Origin of the sequence: Bacillus cereus group sp. RP32 (assembly GCF_040459735.1) — a bacterium.
GTDB classification, from domain to species: Bacteria; Bacillota; Bacilli; order Bacillales; family Bacillaceae_G; genus Bacillus_A; species Bacillus_A wiedmannii.
On record NZ_JARVHO010000001.1, the window covers coordinates 2,924,334 to 2,945,800 of the forward strand.

The following is a 21,467-nucleotide window of genomic DNA, read 5'->3' on the forward strand; positions in this document are numbered from 1 at the left end:
CTTTTTACATTATCCCCTTAAAAAGTAATGCTCTTAATATATTCATTATTCCCTACACTTGATATGCAGGTATTGGGCTGCCCTTTTCGTTCATAGCGTTGCATCTTTTGTACTCTCTAATTTTCCGTTAATAAAATGGATCTCTCTTTTATTCCTTCAAATTCCTTTAATAGATACATAGCTATTTTTTCAACTGCAGGGGAACCCACTATTTCTTCATGTAATCCAGGGACTGAATATCTATTTACTCTTCCTTTTAATAAAGGTCCCCAATCTGTAAACAACTCTTTTCCTTCCTCAGCACTAAAGTAGAGAAGTTCTCCAGAGTATGGTATTAAATCATGCTCTGCCATTATGTTCAGGCATTTCCTATGTGCATTGATAACTTGCTTCAAATTGATAAGATCTGCATCAGGCGGGAGTACGCCTTCCATAATTAATTGCTCCACTAGCATATCTTGTTTATGGACAAGGTCTCCTTCCTGCTCAGTAAGATCTCTAGGAATGAAATGCTCATATATATATGAGAGCATATCCTCACTCGTTTTATAGTCCTGCTTTGAAGGTACTTTTGTATCCATGAGTACCAACAACTCAACTTCCTCACCTTGATTCTTTAGTACAGTTGCGATTTCATAAGCAATTGCACCGCCTAAAGACCATCCTCCAAGACGATATGGGCCTTCTGGCTGAACATGTTTTATTTCTTCAATGTAAAGTTGAATTAGTTCCGGCAAGGTCAACTCGTCAATTTCTCCCTTTTCTATAAGAGGATTCTGTAAACCGTAAAATGAACAATGGTTCTTAAGTAATCTTGCTAGTTGAATGTAACAGAATACATTCCCCATAAACGGATGAACGCAGAAGAAAGGTCTTTTTTCTGATTCTTGTAGTGGAACTAGCGCTGCTACTGATTTCGTCATATCATGCTTATCACGAATAAGGCATGCGATTCCTTCCACTGTTGGATTCTTAATCAATGTAGACACTTTAATTTCTTTTCCAAACTTCTCCCTAATTTTTGAAACTAATTTAATTACAAGGAGAGAGTGTCCTCCTCTATTAAAGAAATCATCATTTACATAGACATCTTCTATCTGTAAGACATCCTGCCAGATTTTAATCAACTGATATTCAATTTCATCCCTTGGAATGATTGGTGTAGAGAAGTTATTTTCTCTTTGAATAGTTAAATTGTTCAATGCCTTTCGATCAACTTTGCCATTCGTTGTAAGAGGAATCTCGTCTACCTTAATAAAGTGTGCGGGAACCATATAATTCGGTACTTGTGTCTTGAGATATTCACGCCAATCATGCATACTACCATCTCCAACTACATAAGCAACCAATCTCTGCTCTCCTAATTTATCCTCTGTTACCAAAACTACTGCTTCTTTTACCAATGGATGCCTCTCTAGATTCGCTTCAATCTCTTCAAGTTCAATACGAAAGCCCCTAATTTTCACTTGATTATCAATTCTTCTCAAGTAATCTAAATTACCATCAGGTAAATAACGAACCAAATCTCCCGTACGATATAAACGCTCTTCTTCATTAAATGGATGACGGATGAATCGCTCTGCTGTTAATTCTGGGCGATTCAAGTATCCTCTCGCTATACCTGCACCACCAATATATAGCTCACCTGTTACACCAACGGGAACAGGTAACATATTTTTATCCAATACATAAGTTTTAACGTTCGGCAACGGACGCCCAATCGTTACTCTCTTACTATCTTTTTTGATATGATAGCATGTTGCATCAACTGTACATTCTGTAGGACCGTATACGTTATAAAAATCAATTTTTCCGGTCTCTACTAGCTGTTCCCATAATGACGGCATAATTGCTTCACCACCGACTAATATCTTACTTGGTACATGAACGTCAGCGCTCGTTTCTAACAAACCTCCATCTATAAGTAATTGAAGTAATGAAGGTGTCATATCAAACATTTCCAACTCATTCTCCCTAATATAGGACACAAATTGTTCCGGATTAGTGCGAACTTCACTTGGGATAATATATAAACTTGAACCATAAAGCAACATTTGTAATTGCTGAATAGATACATCAAAGGCAATTGACGCATTCAAACCGACGCGCATATTATTAGGTATCTCATGTGGGAAAACTTCTTTTTGTAAACCATATGATAAGTTTATTACAGAATGGTGCTGTACTAAAGCCCCCTTTGGATTACCTGTCGAACCGGAAGTGTAGATAACATACGCTAAGTTTTCCCCTGTAACCTCACATATTGGTGAAAGTTTGCTTTCTCGAGAAATCATTGCTTGATCCCTATCTAGGCAAACTGTTTTAATTTCTTTAGGAATCCAGCCCACCAATTCCTCATTCGTAACTAATACTTGAATTTCTGTGTCTTCTAGAATATAGCGTAGGCGGCTTTCCGGATTCGATGGATCCAATGGAACATAGGCTGCTCCAGCCTTCCAAATTCCCATGAGACCAACAACCATCTCAACTGAACGCTCAAAGCATAGGCCAACTAATGACTCTGTTCCAATTCCATATTTCTGTAGATGATGGGCCAATTGATTAGCTCTTTCATTCAGCTCCCGATACGTTAGTTGCTGTTTTTCTTCCACTACTGCCACCGCATCTGGTGTACGATTCACTTGCTCTTCGAATAGTTGATGAATCACATTCTCACGTGGATAGGATATTGTATTATCATTCCATTCGTCCAAAACTTGCCTTTGTTCAGCTTCCGTAATATATACCAGTTCCGACAGAGTTTGATCAATGTTTTTGAGCATTTGCATTAATACTTGGCGTAAATGACCCAACATTCTTTTAATAGTTAATTTATTAAACTTACTACGGTCATACATTAACTTTAACGATAACTGGATTCCTGGAACTACAGCCAACCCTAATGGGTAGTGGGTTTGTTCTACTCCTTCCAATTCACCAATTTCCAGATTTCCTGAAGACTCCTCTTTCACCGGATAATTTTCAAACACATATAAACTATTGAACAGCGGTGTTCCTCTAGGAACTTCACTCCACCCCTGAATCTCTGTCAAAGAAGCATACTCATATTGTCTTCTTTCTATCTCTTCCTCTTGTATCTTCTGCAACCAATCTATTATTTTTATATCATCCATCAATTGAATTCGCGTCGGTGACGTTGTAATGAAAGGACCTACGATGTTTTCAACATCAATAATCTCCGTAGAACGCCCTGAGCTTGTTACACCAAAGACAATGTCATTTTCTCCACTATATCGGCTCATGAGATATGCCCATGCACCTTGAATTACTGTACTCAAAGTAAGTTTATTGCGTTTCGCCCATCCTTGTAACGCTTGAGTCTGCTCTTCTGATAAATACGTAACCTTCTCTGTGTAACCTTTTTCTTCCTCTTTACTTTCTAAGCCCAGCAAAGTTGGCGCAGTAAAACCTTTTAGCTTCTCTCTCCAGAATTGTTCCGCCTGCTCCTTATCTTGCTTTCTTAGCCATTGGATATATTTCTTATATGGTGAGGACTTAGGTAACTTTACAGCTTCTCCATTCATTCTCTTCTGATAAACTGTAAGTAATTCATTAAATACTAATGGTAAACTCCATCCATCCAGTAAAATATGGTGATGGGTCCAAACAATCCGATATTCTTCCTCACCTTCTTGAATGACTGTTACCCGCATCAATGGTGCTTCATCAAATTGGAAGGCTTGTTTTCGATCTAATGCCAAAAAGACTTTTCTTTTTTCCTCTATCTCTTCACTTGTCATTGTACGCCAGTCTTCTTTGTTCACTTTAAATGGGATATTTTCATACACCACTTGTACAGGTTCTTCAATTTCGTCCCATACAAATGCTGTACGAAAAATTTCATGCCGCTGAATTACAGATTTCCACGCCTGCTCAAAAGTAGGAATGTCCATTTTCCCTTTAATCATAAAGCTTAATTGCACTATATACGGCGCAACATGTTCATCCCCTTGGTCATGCAATGTGTGGAAAATCATCCCTTCTTGTAAAGGTGATAGTGGATATAAATCAGTAATCTGATAGTTCTTCCCACGATTCATTTTATTTAGTATATTCGTCAAACCTGCTTGGTTAAGATTAGCCATTGTAAAATCCGAAATGGTCAGTGCAGATTCTCTATCTGAAGAATGAATCAATCTGCTCAGTTGATGAAGCATATTCTGTGCAATACTTTGAATCGTTGATTTGGCGAACTGTCCAACATTATATACCCAAGTGAACTGAAGTTTTCCATTCGTTACAACCCCAATTACATCAATTACATGCGATCGCTTGGAACCGGCAGCATGATCTAAACGCTTAAATTCGTTCTCCGGAATAAACATTGCATCGCTAGAAAACATTTGGTCAAATTGTCCAAGATAGTTAAAACTAATAGACGGTGTATATTGCGAGCTTAATTGATCACACATTGTTGCGTTCATGTAACGCAACACCCCATAATCAACACCCTTATTAGGAATTTTGCGAATTTGTTCTTTAACTGCTTTTAATGCTGCAATTGGCGTATTAGCACTAGTAATATTTAAATGAACTGGGTAAATACTTGTAAACCATCCCACGGTTCTCGATAAATCAACATCTTCAATAATCTCTTCTCGACCATGTCCCTCTAAATCTACGCTCAATATCGGCTGCCCCGTACATGCTGCCGTAGCTTGTACCAATGCTGCTAATAATACCTCATTGATTTGGACACGGTGAGTGCTTAAAGTCTCTTGCAATAACATACGGGTCTCATTCTCATTTAACACCACAGTAATTTCCTCAGTTACTGCGCTTACTGGATTACTTATAGTACCATCTACCGGCAGTATAACTACGTCTTGTTCAGACTGCTGCTCCCAGTAATGCAGCACTTCTTGTGATATTCCAGATTCAGCGTAATGATGTAATCTCTCCGACCACTCTTTAAAGGATGTACTTTTCATAGGTAATTGAATTTTCTGCCCTTGGACTGCTTGCGTATACGCTGTTTGCAAATCTTCCAATAAAATTCGCCAAGAAACACCATCCACGGCTAAATGATGAATTGTCCAAAATAATCGGCCAGCGTGCTCACTTTCATCAAAATACACCATTCTCATTAACGGACCATCATGTAAATTCAAACTTTCTTGTGCAATATTAATCTCTTTTTGAATAACCTGATGCCAATCAGCATCCGGCACTTCGTCTAATGAAATGACAGTAAGCATCAATTGCTCTTCTATTCCTTCATTCCACTGTTTCCAAACCCCATTAGGTAAACGGTCATATCTTAAACGCAGGGCATCATGATGAAGTAGAAGGTTACCCGCTGCCTTTTCCAGTAATCCTATGTCCAATTTCTCTTTCGTTCTAAAGAACATGGATTGATTCCAATGATGTGGGTTAGGATGATTTTGTGCAAAAAACCTTTGCTGAATAGGTGTAAGTATCGTCTCTCCAGTTATAATTCCCTGTTCAGCTTGTACACCTTGTTCTTCTTTGACTACTTGCGCCAACTCAGCAATCGTTTGGTGTTCAAATATTTGTTTTGGTGTCAATTGTAAACTAACTTGCTTCGCACGAGAGACAATCTGAATGCTAAGAATTGAATCTCCACCAATTTCAAAAAAGTTATCATTCATACCAATACGTTTTGAACCCAGCACACGTTCCCAAATGATAGAAAGCTTATGTTCACGTTCATTTCTTGGGGCCACGTATCCTTCTTGTGTTCCTTGATAATCTGGTATAGGTAACGATTTCCGATCAATCTTTCCATTTATGGTTAGCGGTAATTCTTTCATTTCGACAAAGTAGGAAGGTATCATATGGATTGGCAGTTTTGTTTTAAGATACTCTCGCCATTCTTCTAAACTGCCTTCGCCCACTACATAAGCTACCAGCCTCTTATCTCCCGACTGATTTTCCCTAACCATTACAACTGCCTCTTTTACCAAGTCATGCTCCTGTAAGGTCGACTCAATCTCTCCAAGTTCAATTCGAAATCCTCTAATCTTCACTTGATTATCCATTCTTCCTAGATAGTCTATATTACCGTCAGGAAGATATCTCACGAGGTCTCCTGTTCTATATAACCTCTCGCCTTCTTTGAATGGATGTGAAATAAATCGCTCGAACGTTAATTCTGGACGATTCAAGTATCCCCTTGCTAGGCCTGCTCCTCCTATATAAAGTTCACCCATCACACCAACTGGAACTGGCAACCTATTTCTATCTAATACATAAGTTTGAACGTTAGGCAACGGACGCCCAATCGTTACTCTCTTACTATCTTTTTTGATATGATAGCATGTTGCATCAACCGTACATTCTGTAGGACCATATACATTATAAAACTCCATTTTATCAGTCTCTACTAGCTGTTCCCATAATGAAGGCATAATCGCTTCGCCACCAACCAGTACCTTACTTGGAACATGAACGCCATCGCACGTTTCTAACAATCCAACATCTAAAAGTAATTGAAGTAATGAAGGTGTTATATCAAAGATTTCTAACTTGTTCTCCCTAATATAAGCTACAAACTGCTCCGGATCACTTCGTACTTCATTCGGAATAATATACAAACTTGAACCATATAACAGCATTTGTAATTGCTGAATAGATGCATCAAAGGCAATTGACGCATTTAAACCGACATGCATATTAGATGGTATCTCATGTTCGAAAACCTCTTTTTGTAAACCATGCGACAAGTTTATTACAGAATGATGCTGTATCAAGACACCCTTTGGGTTCCCTGTCGATCCCGAAGTATAAATAACATACGCTAAGTTTTCTCCTGTTACTTCACATTTTGGTGAAAGAATGCTTTCTTGTAAAATCATTGCTTTATCTCTATCTAGACAAACTATCTTGACCTCTTTAGGTATCCAGTCTTCTAATGACTCGTTCGTAACTAATACTTGAATTCCAGTGTCCTCCAAAATATATCGTAGACGATTTTCTGGATATGATGGGTCCAATGGAACATATGCTGCTCCAGCCTTCCAAGCCCCCATAATACTAACAATCATCTCAACTGAACGCTCAAAACAAAGTCCAACCAATGATTCATTCCCAATCCCGCATTGCTGAAGATAGTGGGCCAATTGATTACCTTTTTCATTGAGCTCTCGATACGTTAACTGCTGTTTTTCATCTACCACTGCTATCGCGTCAGGTGTACGATTTACTTGCTCTTCAAACAGCTGATGAATCGTACTTTCCTGTGGAGATGCTACAGCATCATTATTCCACTCTTCCAACTGTTTTTGCTGTAATCCTGATAATATAGGCAACTTAGCTAACGATTTATCAGGATTTTCCACGATTACATTCAACCAGTTTCCAAAATGTTCGGCCATAGATTCAATAGTTAAGCTGTCAAATAAATCAGTCCTATAAACAAAAGTAAGTAATAAACCCTCTTCCACTTCTGCAGCAGTTAAACTTAAATCAAACTTAGCGATTGGAGCGTTACTTTCCATTACTTCTATATTTCTTCCATGTAGTTCTGGTAGCTCTTGTCCCATATTTTGCAAAGTAAACATGGTTTGGAAAATTGGAGAATAGCTTGTATTTCGTTTAGGTTGGATAACCTCTACAATTTTCTCAAACGGAACATCTTGATACTCATACGCCTTCAATGCTTTTATCCGCACTTGGGACAACAACTCTTGAAATGCCGGTGCATTACTTAAATCAGCTCGATAAACCAAGGTGTTGACAAAGAAACCAATCAGCCCCTCAATTTCTCGATAATTTCGATTTGCAATTGGGCTGCCGACAATAATATCCGTTTGTCCCGTATAACGAGCAAGGAAACTTTGATACGATGCCAATAAGGTCATGAAAAGTGTGGCCCCTTCTTGACGACTTATTTCGTTTAATTTATCCAGTAATGAGCGTGACAACAAAACATTATGAGTTAATCCATGGTGGGTTTGCACTGGCGGACGCGGACGATCCATTGGCAACATTAAGACTGGTAACTCACCAGATAATTCTTCCTTCCAATATGCAAGCTGTTGATTTAGTACTTCATCTTTCAACCATTCTCTTTGCCACTGAGCAAAATCGGCATATTGAACTGGTAGTGGTTCCAGCTCTGCTTGTTTCTCACCAATCGCATTCTCATAAAATGCCATCCATTCTTGAAGCAAGATTTCCATCGACCATCCATCCGAGATAATATGATGCATATTACACAGAAGAACCCATTCTTCTTCTGAAATTCTTATGAGTTTCCCACGGAATAATGGCCCTTGTTCTAAATCAAATGGAGATTCTACTTCAGTTTGAATCCATTGCTCCAACTTTCTTTCTCGCTCCTCTAATGAAAGCTTAGTTAAGTCCATTTGAAGAAGCGGACGGAAAATATACGGTTGAATCTGCTGCACAGGATGGCCATCCTCTTCATAAAATACAGTCCGCAAAGATTCATGACGCTCTATCAACTGATTCCATCCCAACTCCAATGCCTCAGGTAACCAACTCCCTGTAAGGCGGCATGCCATTGGCATATTATAAAGTGCACTATTTGGTGCAAATTGATCAATAAACCATAAGCGCTGTTGGGCATAAGATAGTGGAATATTATTTCCTCGTTCCATCGGCACCAATGGTGGAATTTCTCGTTTTTCGCTTCCCTTACGTAACTGATCCATTCGTTTCGATAATGCCTCGACCGTTGAATATTCGAACAGTTCACGTACTGGCAATTTGATTTGAAAGACTTCCTGTAAGCGTGAGACCACTTGTGTAGCAAGTAGAGAGTGACCACCAAGCTCAAAGAAAGAATCCTGAACACCAATGTCTCTTATTCCTAGCACCTGACTCCACACTGAAGCGATAAGTTCTTCCAGCGGAGTTCGTGGATAGACAGTATTTTCGGCAGATTGTTCACTAAGTATAGGCAATGCCTTCAAATCAAGTTTCCCATTCGGTGTAAGTGGTAAAAATTCCATTTCAATAAAGTTAGTTGGAACCATGTAATTAGGTAAATGTGTTTGTAGATATTCTCGCCATTCACGGACACTGCCTTCACCAACTACATAAGCTACTAATCTCTTATCACCTTGATAATCCTCTCGTACCAATACAACTGCTTCTTTCACAGAAGAATGCGCCTGCAAAACAGCTTCTATTTCTCCCAATTCAATTCGGAAACCACGAATTTTCACTTGGTCATCTATACGTCCATGGAACTGGAGATTACCATCAAAAAGATAACTTGCTTTGTCTCCTGTGTAATAGAGACGTTCTCCTGACTTGAAAGGATGTGGAATAAATTTTTCCTTTGTAAGATCCGGACGATTAGCATATCCACGCGCAAGACTCTTCCCTCCAATATAGAGATCTCCAATTACACCAATTGGTACTAGCTGAAGATGAGAATCTAATACATAAACTTCTGTATTCGCAATCGGTCGACCAATCGATGGCGTACCTGTTGTCACTCCTACAGGTACATAACAATCTGTGGTAACAACTGTATTTTCCGATGGACCATACTGATTAATTATCGCAAAAGGAATATCGTTTGATGGATACTGCGTTAATTGATCCCCACCAGTAATGATAAAACGAAGATCCGTTTTATCTGGCCAAGATAATTTCAAGAGTCTTTCCAGAATAGGCGTAGGTGCAAAGCTAGCTGTTATTCGTGAATCAATGAGCCAGTCCCTTAGTGCTTCTGGATTAATTCTCAGTTCCTCTGTTGACAAGTAGAGTGCTGCACCAGCAGTTAGATATGGCCAAATCTCCTGAACAGCCGAATCAAAAGCAACACCTGCAATCTGAGTCGCACGATCCTCTGCTGAAATACGATAAACTTCTTGATGCCAAGAAACCATATTCATTAATGAGCGATATTCAACCATGACACCCTTCGGTTTTCCTGTAGAACCAGAGGTATAGACAATATAGGCTAAATTCTCTGGATTTATCTGACGTGTAGGTGCGATTACGCTTTCCACCGTTAATTCTTCTAACCTCACCATTTCGACGTGTGCAAAATGTCCTTCTTGTCCTTCCGCCGTCACTACAAATTGAATTCCTGCATCTTCAATCATGTATTCTAACCTTGATTTTGGATACAACGGATCTAAAACAACATAAGCTCCACCAGCTTTTAAAATGCCTAGTAAACTTGCCATTAGCTCAGCTGACCTCGGAAGATAAACTCCCACCACTGACTCTGGGGCTACTCCCTTTCGCTGTAAAATATTTGCCAACTGATTTGCTTGTGTATCCAGTTCACCATAAGTCCACTGTTTTGTTTGATCGACTACCGCAATCGCATCAGGACGCCTCGCTACTTGCTCCTCAAATCTGTCGCAAATAAGACCCTGATGAGACATTTCCATTACAGTGTCATTCCATGTTTCTAATAACAAAGTACGCTCGGGTTCCGATAGCATGCTCAGGTCATGCAACGGATTTTGTGGGCGATGAGAAACTTCATGTAGCCATTTCTCAAAGTGCCCTGCCATCCGTTCAATAGTAGTAGCATTGAATAAATCCTTATTGTACTCAAAAGTAAAAAGTAATCCCTCTTCTGTCTCAACTGCCATCACACTTAAATCAAACTTTGCAATTGGACTATGGCTTTCTATCATTTCAATACTTCTACTAGATAACACCGGAAACTCTTGTTTCATATTTTGCAAGATGAACATAGTCTGGAAGATTGGCGAATGACTTGTACTTCGCTCCGGTTGCACAAATTCTACAATTTTTTCAAATGGGATATCTTGATATTCATACGCCTTCAATGCCTTTTGACGAACCTGATACAGTACATCTTGAAATGTCGGTCTACCACTCAAATTAGCTCGATAAACTAGCGTGTTAACGAAGAAACCAATTAGTCCTTCAATTTCTCTATAATTCCGATTCGCAATTGGGCTTCCGACCAGAATATCTTCTTGTCCCGTATAACGAGATAGAAAACTTTGATATGCAGCCAACAGCGTCATGAAGAGTGTAGCCCCTTCTTTTCGGCTAAGTTCATTCAATTTATCATGTAGCGTGCTTGGCAGAACCAGAGTGTATATCGACCCGTGATGAGTTTGTATTGCAGGACGCGGGCGATCCATAGGAAGTTGGAGTACAGGAAGCTCCCCAGACAATTCTTCCCTCCAATATTGGAGTTGTTGATCAAGCACTTCCTCCTTTAGCCATCCTTTTTGCCACTGAGCGAAGTCGGCATATTGAACCGGTAATGGTTCAAGTTCCGCTACCTTTCCATCCGTTGCTTTCTCATAAAATGCCATCCATTCTTCAAGTAGGATTCCCATTGACCATCCATCTGAAATGATATGATGTAAAGTACAAAGGAGTATCCATTCTTCCTCTCCCACGTGCAAAATACTTGTCCTGATTAATGGCCCCTCTGTTAAATCAAATGGCACTTCTGTTTCTTGTTGAATGAAACGTTTAACCTCTTCTTCTCGGTCTTCAGAAGAAAGCATAGTTAAATCCGTTTTCGGAATTGATTGAAAAGCATACGGTTTAATTTGCTGTACGGGTTGACCGTTCACTTCGTGAAAGACCGTCCGCAGTGATTCATGACGTTCTATTAGTTGATTCCATCCCGTTTCCAATGCTTCAAGTAGCCAATTCCCTGTAAGGCGACATACCATTGGCATATTGTAAAGGGCACTATTAGGTGTAAATTGATCAATAAACCATAAGCGTTGTTGAGCATAAGATAGTGGAATAGTTTCTCCTCGTTCCATCGGTATTAGTGGCGGAATCTCTCGTTTTCTATCTCCTTTACGTAATTGATCTAATCGCTTTGCCAGTGACTCCACCGTCGTATATTCAAATAGTTCACGTACTGGTAATTCGATTTGAAAGATTTCCTGTAAACGTGAAACTACTTGAGTAGCTAATAGTGAGTGACCACCGATTTCAAAAAAGGAATCCTGTACACTAATATTTTTTATTCCTAACACTTGGCTCCATACGGAAACGATGAGCTCCTCCACTGGTGTTCGTGATGAAGTAATATCTTCACTTATGAACTGTTCTTCCAATTCCAATAAGGCTTTCCGATTCACTTTACCATTTGGAGTGAGTGGCATCCCTTCAATTTGGAAAAAGTATGCTGGAACCATATAATGTGGCAATTGCTTCTTGAGATATTCACGCCACTCTCCAGTATCTCCTTCACCCACTACATACGCTACTAACTGCTTATCTCCTGGTCGATCTTCCCTCACCAACACAACAGCCTCTTTTACAGATGGGTGATCATGTAAAGCTGCTTCAATTTCTCCCAATTCAATTCGGAATCCTCTAATTTTGACTTGATTATCTATTCTTCCAATATATTCTAAGTTACGATCATTCATATATCTCACCAGGTCACCCGTTCGATATAATCGTTCCCCATTCTTAAAGGGGTGCGAAATAAAACGTTCAGTAGTTAAATCTGGTCGATTGAAGTAGCCACGTGCCAATCCTACTCCTCCAAGGTAAAGTTCCCCTGCCACACCAATCGGGACCACTTGTTGATATTGATCTAACACATACAACTCTGTATTATCAATCGGACGACCAATCGGAATAAGCATTGGTTCTTTTTCTAAATCACAATCATAATAAGTCACATCCACAGTCGCTTCAGTAGGACCATACAAGTTAATTAACTTTGTTTGTTGAACATTATAAAAGATCCCCTTAAATCGGCGAACCTGCTCAGTGTTTAACGCTTCTCCACTAGTAAAAACTTGAATTAAAGACGATAGATCCCTTTTCGAATTATATAGTTCCATATAATCTAAGAAAGTAGATAACATCGACGGAACAAAGTGCATGGTGGACACACGATATCGTTCAATATATTCCTCAATCACCGCAGGATCTTTCTCTCCTCCTGGTGGAAGCAAACAAACCCGTGCTCCTACAAATGACCACCAAAATAATTCCCAGACAGAAACATCAAACGAAAACGGTGTCTTTTGTAGGATTGTATCCTCCTCGGACAATGGATATTTTTTCTGCATCCACTGTAGGCGGTTTATAACGGAATGATGTTCAATCATTACCCCCTTTGGATTTCCCGTCGAACCCGAAGTGTATATGATATAAGCTAAGTTATTTGCTGTTACTCCACTCACTGGGGCTAAATTACTCTCTTTAGAAATCATTACTCGATCCCGGTCTAAACAAATTGCTTGAATACCTTTAGGTAACCAGTCCTGTAGTGCCTCTTTTGTTAACAGCACTTGAATTTGTGAATTCTCCAAAATGTATCTCAGGCGGTTTTCGGGGTAACTCGGGTCCAGTGGGACATAAGCCCCACCTGCTTTCAAAATCCCAAAGAGACCAATAATCATATCAGGAGAACGTTCAATACATATACCGACTAATGATTCAGGTCCGATACCTCGTTTCTGTAGAAAATGTGCCAATTGGTTCGATTTTTCATCGAGTTCTTGATACGTTAGCTTTCCACCCTCATAAACTACCGCCACTGCATCAGGTGTCCGTGAAACTTGCTGCTCAAATAGCTCATGAATCATACAATCATGACCATAAACTACGTCCGTATCATTCCATTCTTCTAGGAGCTGTTTCTGCTCAGTGTCCGATAACATTGATAGCTTTGTATATGATTCATCTGGATGATACGTGATTTCATTTAGCCAGTTCTCAAAATGGCCTGCCATACGTGCAATGGTACTACTATCAAATAAATCCGTATTGTATTCAAATGAGACAAATAGACCTTCTTCCACTTCATAGGCAGTTAAGCTCAAATCAAATTTAGCAATAGACATATTACTTTCTACCATTTCAATACTTTTACCAGGCAAATCTAGTCGTTCTTGTTTTATATTCTGTAGCGTAAACATGGTCTGAAAGATAGGCGAATGACTCATGCTTCGTTCAGGTTGCACAGCTTCTACCACTTTTTCAAATGGTATATCTTGATATTCGTAAGCTTTTAACGCCTTTTTCTTTGTTTGGCTCAAAATCTCCCGAAAAGTAGGGGTTCCACTCAAATCTGATCGGTAAACCAACGTATTAACAAAGAAACCAATTAATCCTTCTACTCCCTTATGGTTCCGATTTGCAATCGGACTACCAACTAGAATATCTTTTTGTCCCGTATAACGAGCAAGAAAGCTCTGGTATGCGGCCATTAAAGTCATAAATAAAGTAGATCCTTCTTGTCGGCTTATATCCTTCAATTGACTGAGCAATTTATAAGGAAAAATTACGTGATGCGTAGCCCCAGAGTAAGTCTGCTTAACCGGTCGAGGTCGATCCACTGGCAGTTGTAAGATAGGAAGCTCACCAGACAATTCTTCTTGCCAATACGTAAGCTGACGATTTAGCACATCACCTTGCAACCACTCCTTTTGCCACTTCGCAAAGTCTGCATATTGAATGGATAATGAACTTAATTTAGCAGGATTTCCGCCCGTTTCTTCTTCATAGAAAGCAAGTAATTCATTCATGAATATACCAATGGACCAAGCATCAGAAATAATATGATGCATCGTACACAGTAATAACCATTCATCCTTCTCTAATTGAACAAGCTGATTACGAATTAAAGGACCATTCATTAAATCAAATGGTTCTTGCGCTTCTCTCGCAATTAAACTATCTATCTCTTTTTCTTTTACTTCTAGAGGAAGTTGAGAGTAATCTCTTACAGGTAATGCTCTAGGAAGGAATTCGACAATTTGTTGCACAGGTTGTTCTCCTACTTCTTTAAAAACAGTTCGTAATGATTCATGGCGTTCAATGAGTCGATTGAATCCCTTTTCTAATGCTTCAGGCATCCAATTTCCTTTTAGATGCCATACCGTTGGAATATTATATAAAGAACTGTTTGGATTAAATCTGTCCATAAACCACAAACGTTGTTGTGCATAAGACAACGGGAGTGCTTCTTTATTCTCCTTTTTTTGCATTTGCTTCTGAAGCCATGCTCTCTTCTCAGGAGAAAGTGAACTCAGCTTTGCAAGTAAATCACTTCTCATTTTTTTACCCCTTCCTCAACCAAATTACTCTCGAATATCCCTTGTGCTTCTTCCTCTGATAGCTCTTCTAATTGCTTAAGCAGTTCCAGTAATTCTTCATCATTACTCACTTCTGCTTCTTTTTGAACATAGTCTTGAAGACTTACATTCTCCTTACTATCATTCTGCATTTCTTGATTTTTGTTATCGAGCAATTGATCAATCTGTTCTGCCAATTGCTGCACCGTATGAAACATAAATAAATCATGCAATGGTATCTCGATTCCAAAAGCCTCTTTAAGATTAGAAACGGCTTGCGTAGCAAGTAGTGAATGGCCACCAATTTCAAAAAACGAATCCTGAATTCCGATGTTTTCCATACCTAAAACTTCATGCCATATCGAAACGATTGTTTTTTCCGTAGACGTACGAGGAGCAATATAACCACTTGCTATCTCCTGTTTCTCTGGTGCTGGTAAAGCCTTCCTATCAATTTTCCCATTAGGAGTGAGTGGAAATGCATTTAATCCAACAAAATAGGCTGGAATCATATAATTTGGTAGTTGGTCCTTGAGATAATCACGCCACTTTTGAGCATCCCCGTCTCCTACAACATAGGCAATCAAACGTGGATCGCCAGGATAATCTTCCCGTACCATCACAATAGCTTCGTTAACTAATGTATGCTTTTGTAATGCCGCTTCAATTTCTCCTAGTTCAATCCGGAATCCACGAATTTTCACCTGATGATCAATTCGTCCAACATACTCCAAATTTCCATCCGGCAAATACCTTACTAGATCTCCAGTCCGGTATACTCGCTCGCCCTCTTTAAACGGATGCGGTATAAATCGATTTTTCGTTAAGTCAGGGCGTTTTAAATATCCACGTGCTAACCCTGATCCACCAATGTACAGCTCACCAACTACACCAATTGGAACCATTTTTTGTTCAGCACTCAGTACATATACTTCTGTATTGAAGATTGGTTTACCAATTGGTGGTACCCTATGCATGACACCCTTTTCTAATTCCATATACGTGGAATACGTAGTATCTTCAGACGGTCCATATAAGTTGTACACCTTCTCAATCGTACTTCTCTCGTATAAATCTTGAACAAGCGGATATGGTAACGGTTCTCCAGCCAAATTCATTACCTTTACTGAAGAAGGAATTGTTTTTGCTCGAACCAGTTCCTTTGCTGCCGATGGCACAGTATTAACCAAAGTCACACCTTTGGTAGACAACTTGTCTAGATGTAAAGCATTTTCAGCGACAATCACCTTACCACCCATCGTTAAGGGAACAAATACTTCAAAAACGGATAAATCAAAAGATAGTGAAGTTGAAGCTAATACTCCCGCTAATTCCTTTCGGGAATACGTGTGATGGGCCCAATGAATCATTGTTACTGTATTCCTGTGCTCAATCATTACTCCCTTTGGATTTCCAGTGGAACCTGAAGTATAGATAATATAGGCTAAGTTATCGCCCGTCACTTCACTCGTACATACCGTAGTAACTTCTTGTTCTATTTCTGCTCGATTACGATCAATACAAATGACGTTGACGAATGTAGGTATAACCATTTTTTGTTGTAACTTTTCCTGTGTCACCAGTACCTTTATTTGAGCATCTTCTAAAATGTACTGCAGTCGACTTTCCGGATACGCTGGATCAATTGGGACATATGCTCCTCCTGCCTTCATAATTCCTAAGAGACCGACAATCATCTCGGATGAACGTGTAACGCAAATCCCAACTAATGATTCGCATGTTACACCATTTTTTTGTAAATAATGTGCCAACTGATTCGAGCGTTCGTCCAACTCTCGATATGTTAGTTCTTCATCTTCGCACACTACTGCAATTGCTTCTGGTGTTTTTTCCACTTGTTCTTCAAACATTGTATGAATCATGCTATCTTCTATATCTATAACAGCTGATTCATTCCATTCCTCTAGTAGTTGCTTATATTCTACTTTCGATAACATATTCAATTCTGATAATAAACATTTTGGATAAGAGGCAATTTGATTTAGCCAATGTTCAAAATGACTTACCATACGTTCAATGGTTGTATCATTAAACAAATCAGTATTATATTCAAAGGTTAGTGATAATCCTTCTTCCGTCTCAGAAGCAAATAAACTCAAATCAAATTTTGCAACAGAAACATGGCTTTCCATGAGTTCCATTTGTCTTTCAGATAGCTGAAGAAACTCTTGTTTCGTATTCTGTAAAGTAAACATGGTTTGGAATATTGGTGAATGACTTGTATTCCGTTCCGGCTTTACGGATTCTACCACTTTCTCAAATGGAATATCCTGATACTCGTATGCTTTTAGTGCTTTTTTTCTTACCTGCGACAAAAGTTCTTGGAACGTCGGGTTTTCACTGAAATCAGCTCGATAAACTAACGTATTTGCAAAGAAACCTATTAATCCCTCAATCTCTTTCACATTTCGATTAGCAATCGGGCTTCCAACAATGATGTCGTCCTGTCCTGTATAACGAGAAAGGAAGCTTTGATACGCTGCCATCAATGTCATAAATAAAGTGCATCCTTCTTGCAGACTTAAATCTTTGAGCTTTTCCTGTAGGGAATTCGCCACTATTAAAGACTGACTTGCACCACGATGGGTTTGAACTGCAGGTCGAGGACGATCCATCGGTAATTGTAAAACCGGTAGTTCCCCAGACAATTCTTCCTTCCAATATTGAAGGTGCTGATTCAAATTCTCTTCTTTTTGCCATTCCTTCTGCCACATGACAAAATCTGCATATTGGATAGATAACTCCTTCAATTCCGCCGGTTTGCCACTTAATGCTCCTTCATAAAAAGCCATCCATTCTTCAAGTAAGATTCCCATTGACCATCCATCTGAAATAATATGATGCATCGTACAAATGAGAATCCACTCTTCCCTGTCCACTTTCAATATTCGTGTTCGAATTAGAGGACCTTGTCCAAAATGAAATGGTTCCTCAGCTTCGTTTTGAATGAGCCGTTTCATTTCTCTTTCCCTATCTTCCAAAGAGAGATCTGTTAGATTCGTTTGAGGAATATGTCTGAATACATGAGATTGAACTTGTTGAAAAGGTTCACCCTCTTGTTCTAGAATTGTCGTCCTTAATGATTCATGACGCTCCAACAATTGATTCCATCCGACCTCCAATGCTTCAATTGACCATTCACCTGTTAAGCGACACGCTGCATGAATATTGTATATAGCACTATTTGGCATTAATTGATCAATAAACCATAGACTTTTCTGCGCATAGGAAAGTGGAATAGCTTCTTCTCGTTTCATAGGTACAAGAGGGGCAATCTCTCGTTTTTTATCTTCTTTTCGTAACTGATCCACTCGTTTCGCCAATGCTTCCACTGTATCGTGCTTGAAAAGTTCACGTAATGGAATTTTAATTTGGAACAGTTCTTGCAATCGAGAGACGATTTGAGTAGCAAGTAGTGAGTGCCCACCACGTTCAAAGAAGGAATCCTGAATGCCAATATTTTCTGTTCCTAACACTTGACTCCAAACCGAGGCAATAAGCTCTTCCGATGGCGTTCGAGGAAGCACATTTAAATCTTCAATAGCTTGCTCATCAGGTGCTGGCAAGGCCTTTCGGTCAATTTTCCCATTCGGAGTAAGCGGGAAGTGTTCTAACTCTATAAAGTGCGCTGGAATCATATGATTCGGTAATTGGTTTTGTAAATACTCTCTCCACTCTTGGGTATTTCCATCGCTTATTACATATGCAACCAATCGTCGATCACCTGGACGATCTTCTCTAATTAATACGACAGCCTCTTTAATAAACGAACATTTTTCTAAAGTTGCTTCAATTTCTCCTAATTCAATCCTAAAACCACGCATTTTGACTTGATGGTCCATTCTACCTATAAATTCTATATTTCCATCAGTTAGATATCTTACTGAATCTCCCGTTCGATATAGTCGTTCCCCCAATCGAAATGGATGTGAAACGAATTTTTCAGCAGTAAGATTCGGACGATTTAAGTATCCACGTGCTAAACCAGCACCACCAATATATAACTCACCCTCAATTCCTATTGATTGCAAGCGTTGATTTTGGTCTAATACATATAATTGCGTGTTCTGTATCGGCTGCCCAATAGAAACAAATTCTTCATTAGGCTGAATATCAAATGCATTCACATAAATAGTGGCTTCAGTTGGTCCATAAAAGTTGGTTAATTTCACTTGTCCACTATAATTCCATTTCTGTTGAAATCGTCTAACTAACCCTGAACTTAGTTCTTCTCCACCAGAAAATACATGGCGTACGGACGAACAATTCATGTTCAATTCAATATGATTGAAGTGATCTAAGAAAACAGATAACATCGAAGGTACAAATTGAACTATAGTAACCTGATGTTTTTTAATCACTTCAGCTATAATAGAAGGATCTTTTTCTCCACCTGGAGGTAGGAAAGATACACTTGCACCAACGTGAATACCCCAAAACAACTCCCAAACAGAGACATCAAATGAGAATGGCGTTTTCTGCAAGACCACATCCTTTTCAGAAAGCGGATATTTATGTTGCATCCATTCTAAATAATTAATTACTGAATGATGCTCAATCATTACTCCCTTTGGATTCCCTGTAGATCCTGAAGTATACATAACATACGCTAAATTTTCTCCTGTTACACCACTTATACATGGGGTTGATTCTTCTTTTTCAATTGCAGTGTAATCTTTATTCATACAAATCGTTTCGATATTTTCAGATACAAACAAGTTTTTAGAATTCTCTTCCGTCACTAGTACTTCGATTCCAGCATCCTCTAATATATATCGAAGCCGACTCTCTGGATAAGTAGGGTCAAGTGGAACATACGCTGCTCCTGATTTTAGAATACCTAATAACGCTATCATCATTTGTAATGAACGTTCCATATATACACCAACTAGAGACTCTGGGCCTACACCATGCTTTTGTAAATAATGAGCTAGCTGATTTGCACGCTTATCCAACTCTTTATAGGTAATTTGTTCATTTTCGTAACTAGCCGCGATTGCTTCCGGCGTTTTTTTAACTTGCTCCTCAAACATCGTATGAACCATGCCTTCAGCCGAATAATTAACTTGAGTATGATTCCATTCCTCTAGTAACTGTATCTGTTCTTCTTCTGTTAAATGAGTAATTTCAAATAGTTTTGAATCTAGGCTCTTCGTCATCTGAATTAATATTTGCAATAAGTGATTCTGAATCCGATTTATTGTTTCTTCATTAAAAAAGCTTCGATCATACATCAACTTTAAAATAATTTTCTTACCGGGCATTACAATGAGTGTTAAAGGATAATTTGTTTGTTCCGTGCTTTTAACATCTAGTAATCTTAAATCATCATTTCTCTCACCTTGAATTGGATAATTTTCAAACACATACAAGGTATGAAATAAGGAACTATTTCGCGGAACCTCACTCCAGCCTTGAATATCTATCAATGAATTATACTCATACTGTCTTCGTTCCATTTCTTTCATTTGTATTTTACGAAGCCAATCTACTACTGATGTATTATCCGTTAATCGAATTCTAGTAGGTAATGTGTTAATAAATAACCCCACCATATTCTCTGCTCCCATTAAATCAGTAGGACGTCCAGAGCTAGTTACGCCAAATACGATGTCACTTTCACCGCTATACCTACTCATCAAATAAGCCCATGCACCTTGTACTAACGTATTCAACGTTAATCGACTATTTCGTACCCACTCTTGTAAATTCTCAGTAAGTTCCTCAGATACTTGATAAACACACTCTCCATAGCCCTTCTCTTGTCCTTGGTTCTTTCTTTCCATTGCTAATGGAGTAGGTGCATAGAACCCTTTTAATTCTTCTTTCCAAAATTCCTCTGCTTGACTTTGATCTTGTTTATTTATCCACTGGATATATTTTTTATAAGGAAGAGATTTAGGAAGATTCAATAATTCTCCCCTTATCATCTTGAGATAAACTTCCATCACTTCACTAAAGACCAATGACACACTCCATCCATCTAGCAAAATATGATGATGTGTCCAAATAATTCTCGTTTCCTCTTTTGCCTCTTTAATCGCAGTGACTCTCATCAATGGTGCTTCATCTAATAAAAATCCTTTTCTACGATCTGCATTTAAAAACTGTTGTAATTTCTTCGCCCTTTCCTTGTGTGAAAGGGCGCTCCAATCCTCTTGATGAATAGTAAAAGGAAGACGTTGGTAAAACGCTTGTAGTGGTTTTTCTACTTCCTCCCACACAAATACTGAACGTAAAACCTCATGTCGATGAATAACATATTCCCAGGCCTTTTCAAAAGTAGCAACATCCAATTGCCCCCCGAGCAAGAAACCTACTTGTACAATATAGGAAAAAGAATGTTCATCATCTTGATCGTATAAAGTATGAAACAGTATTCCTTTTTGCAAAGGTGATAAACCATATATATCAATAACGTCTCCCATT

2 protein-coding genes are annotated in these 21,467 nt (G+C 38.9%); both read right to left on the minus strand.

Going from position 1 to position 21,467, the window contains the following annotated elements:
* Window positions 1-116 precede the first annotated feature (116 nt).
* Complete coding sequence (locus QCI46_RS15110; protein ID WP_353840727.1) at window positions 117-14,999, minus strand: non-ribosomal peptide synthetase; 14,883 nt, start codon at window positions 14,997-14,999, stop codon at window positions 117-119.
* Window positions 14,996-21,466 (minus strand): amino acid adenylation domain-containing protein, encoded by a 6,471-nt coding sequence (locus tag QCI46_RS15115; RefSeq protein ID WP_353840728.1) that lies wholly within the window; start codon window positions 21,464-21,466, stop codon window positions 14,996-14,998. Before QCI46_RS15115 ends, QCI46_RS15110 begins: the two co-directional genes overlap by 4 nt.
* Window position 21,467: the final 1 nt, after the last annotated feature.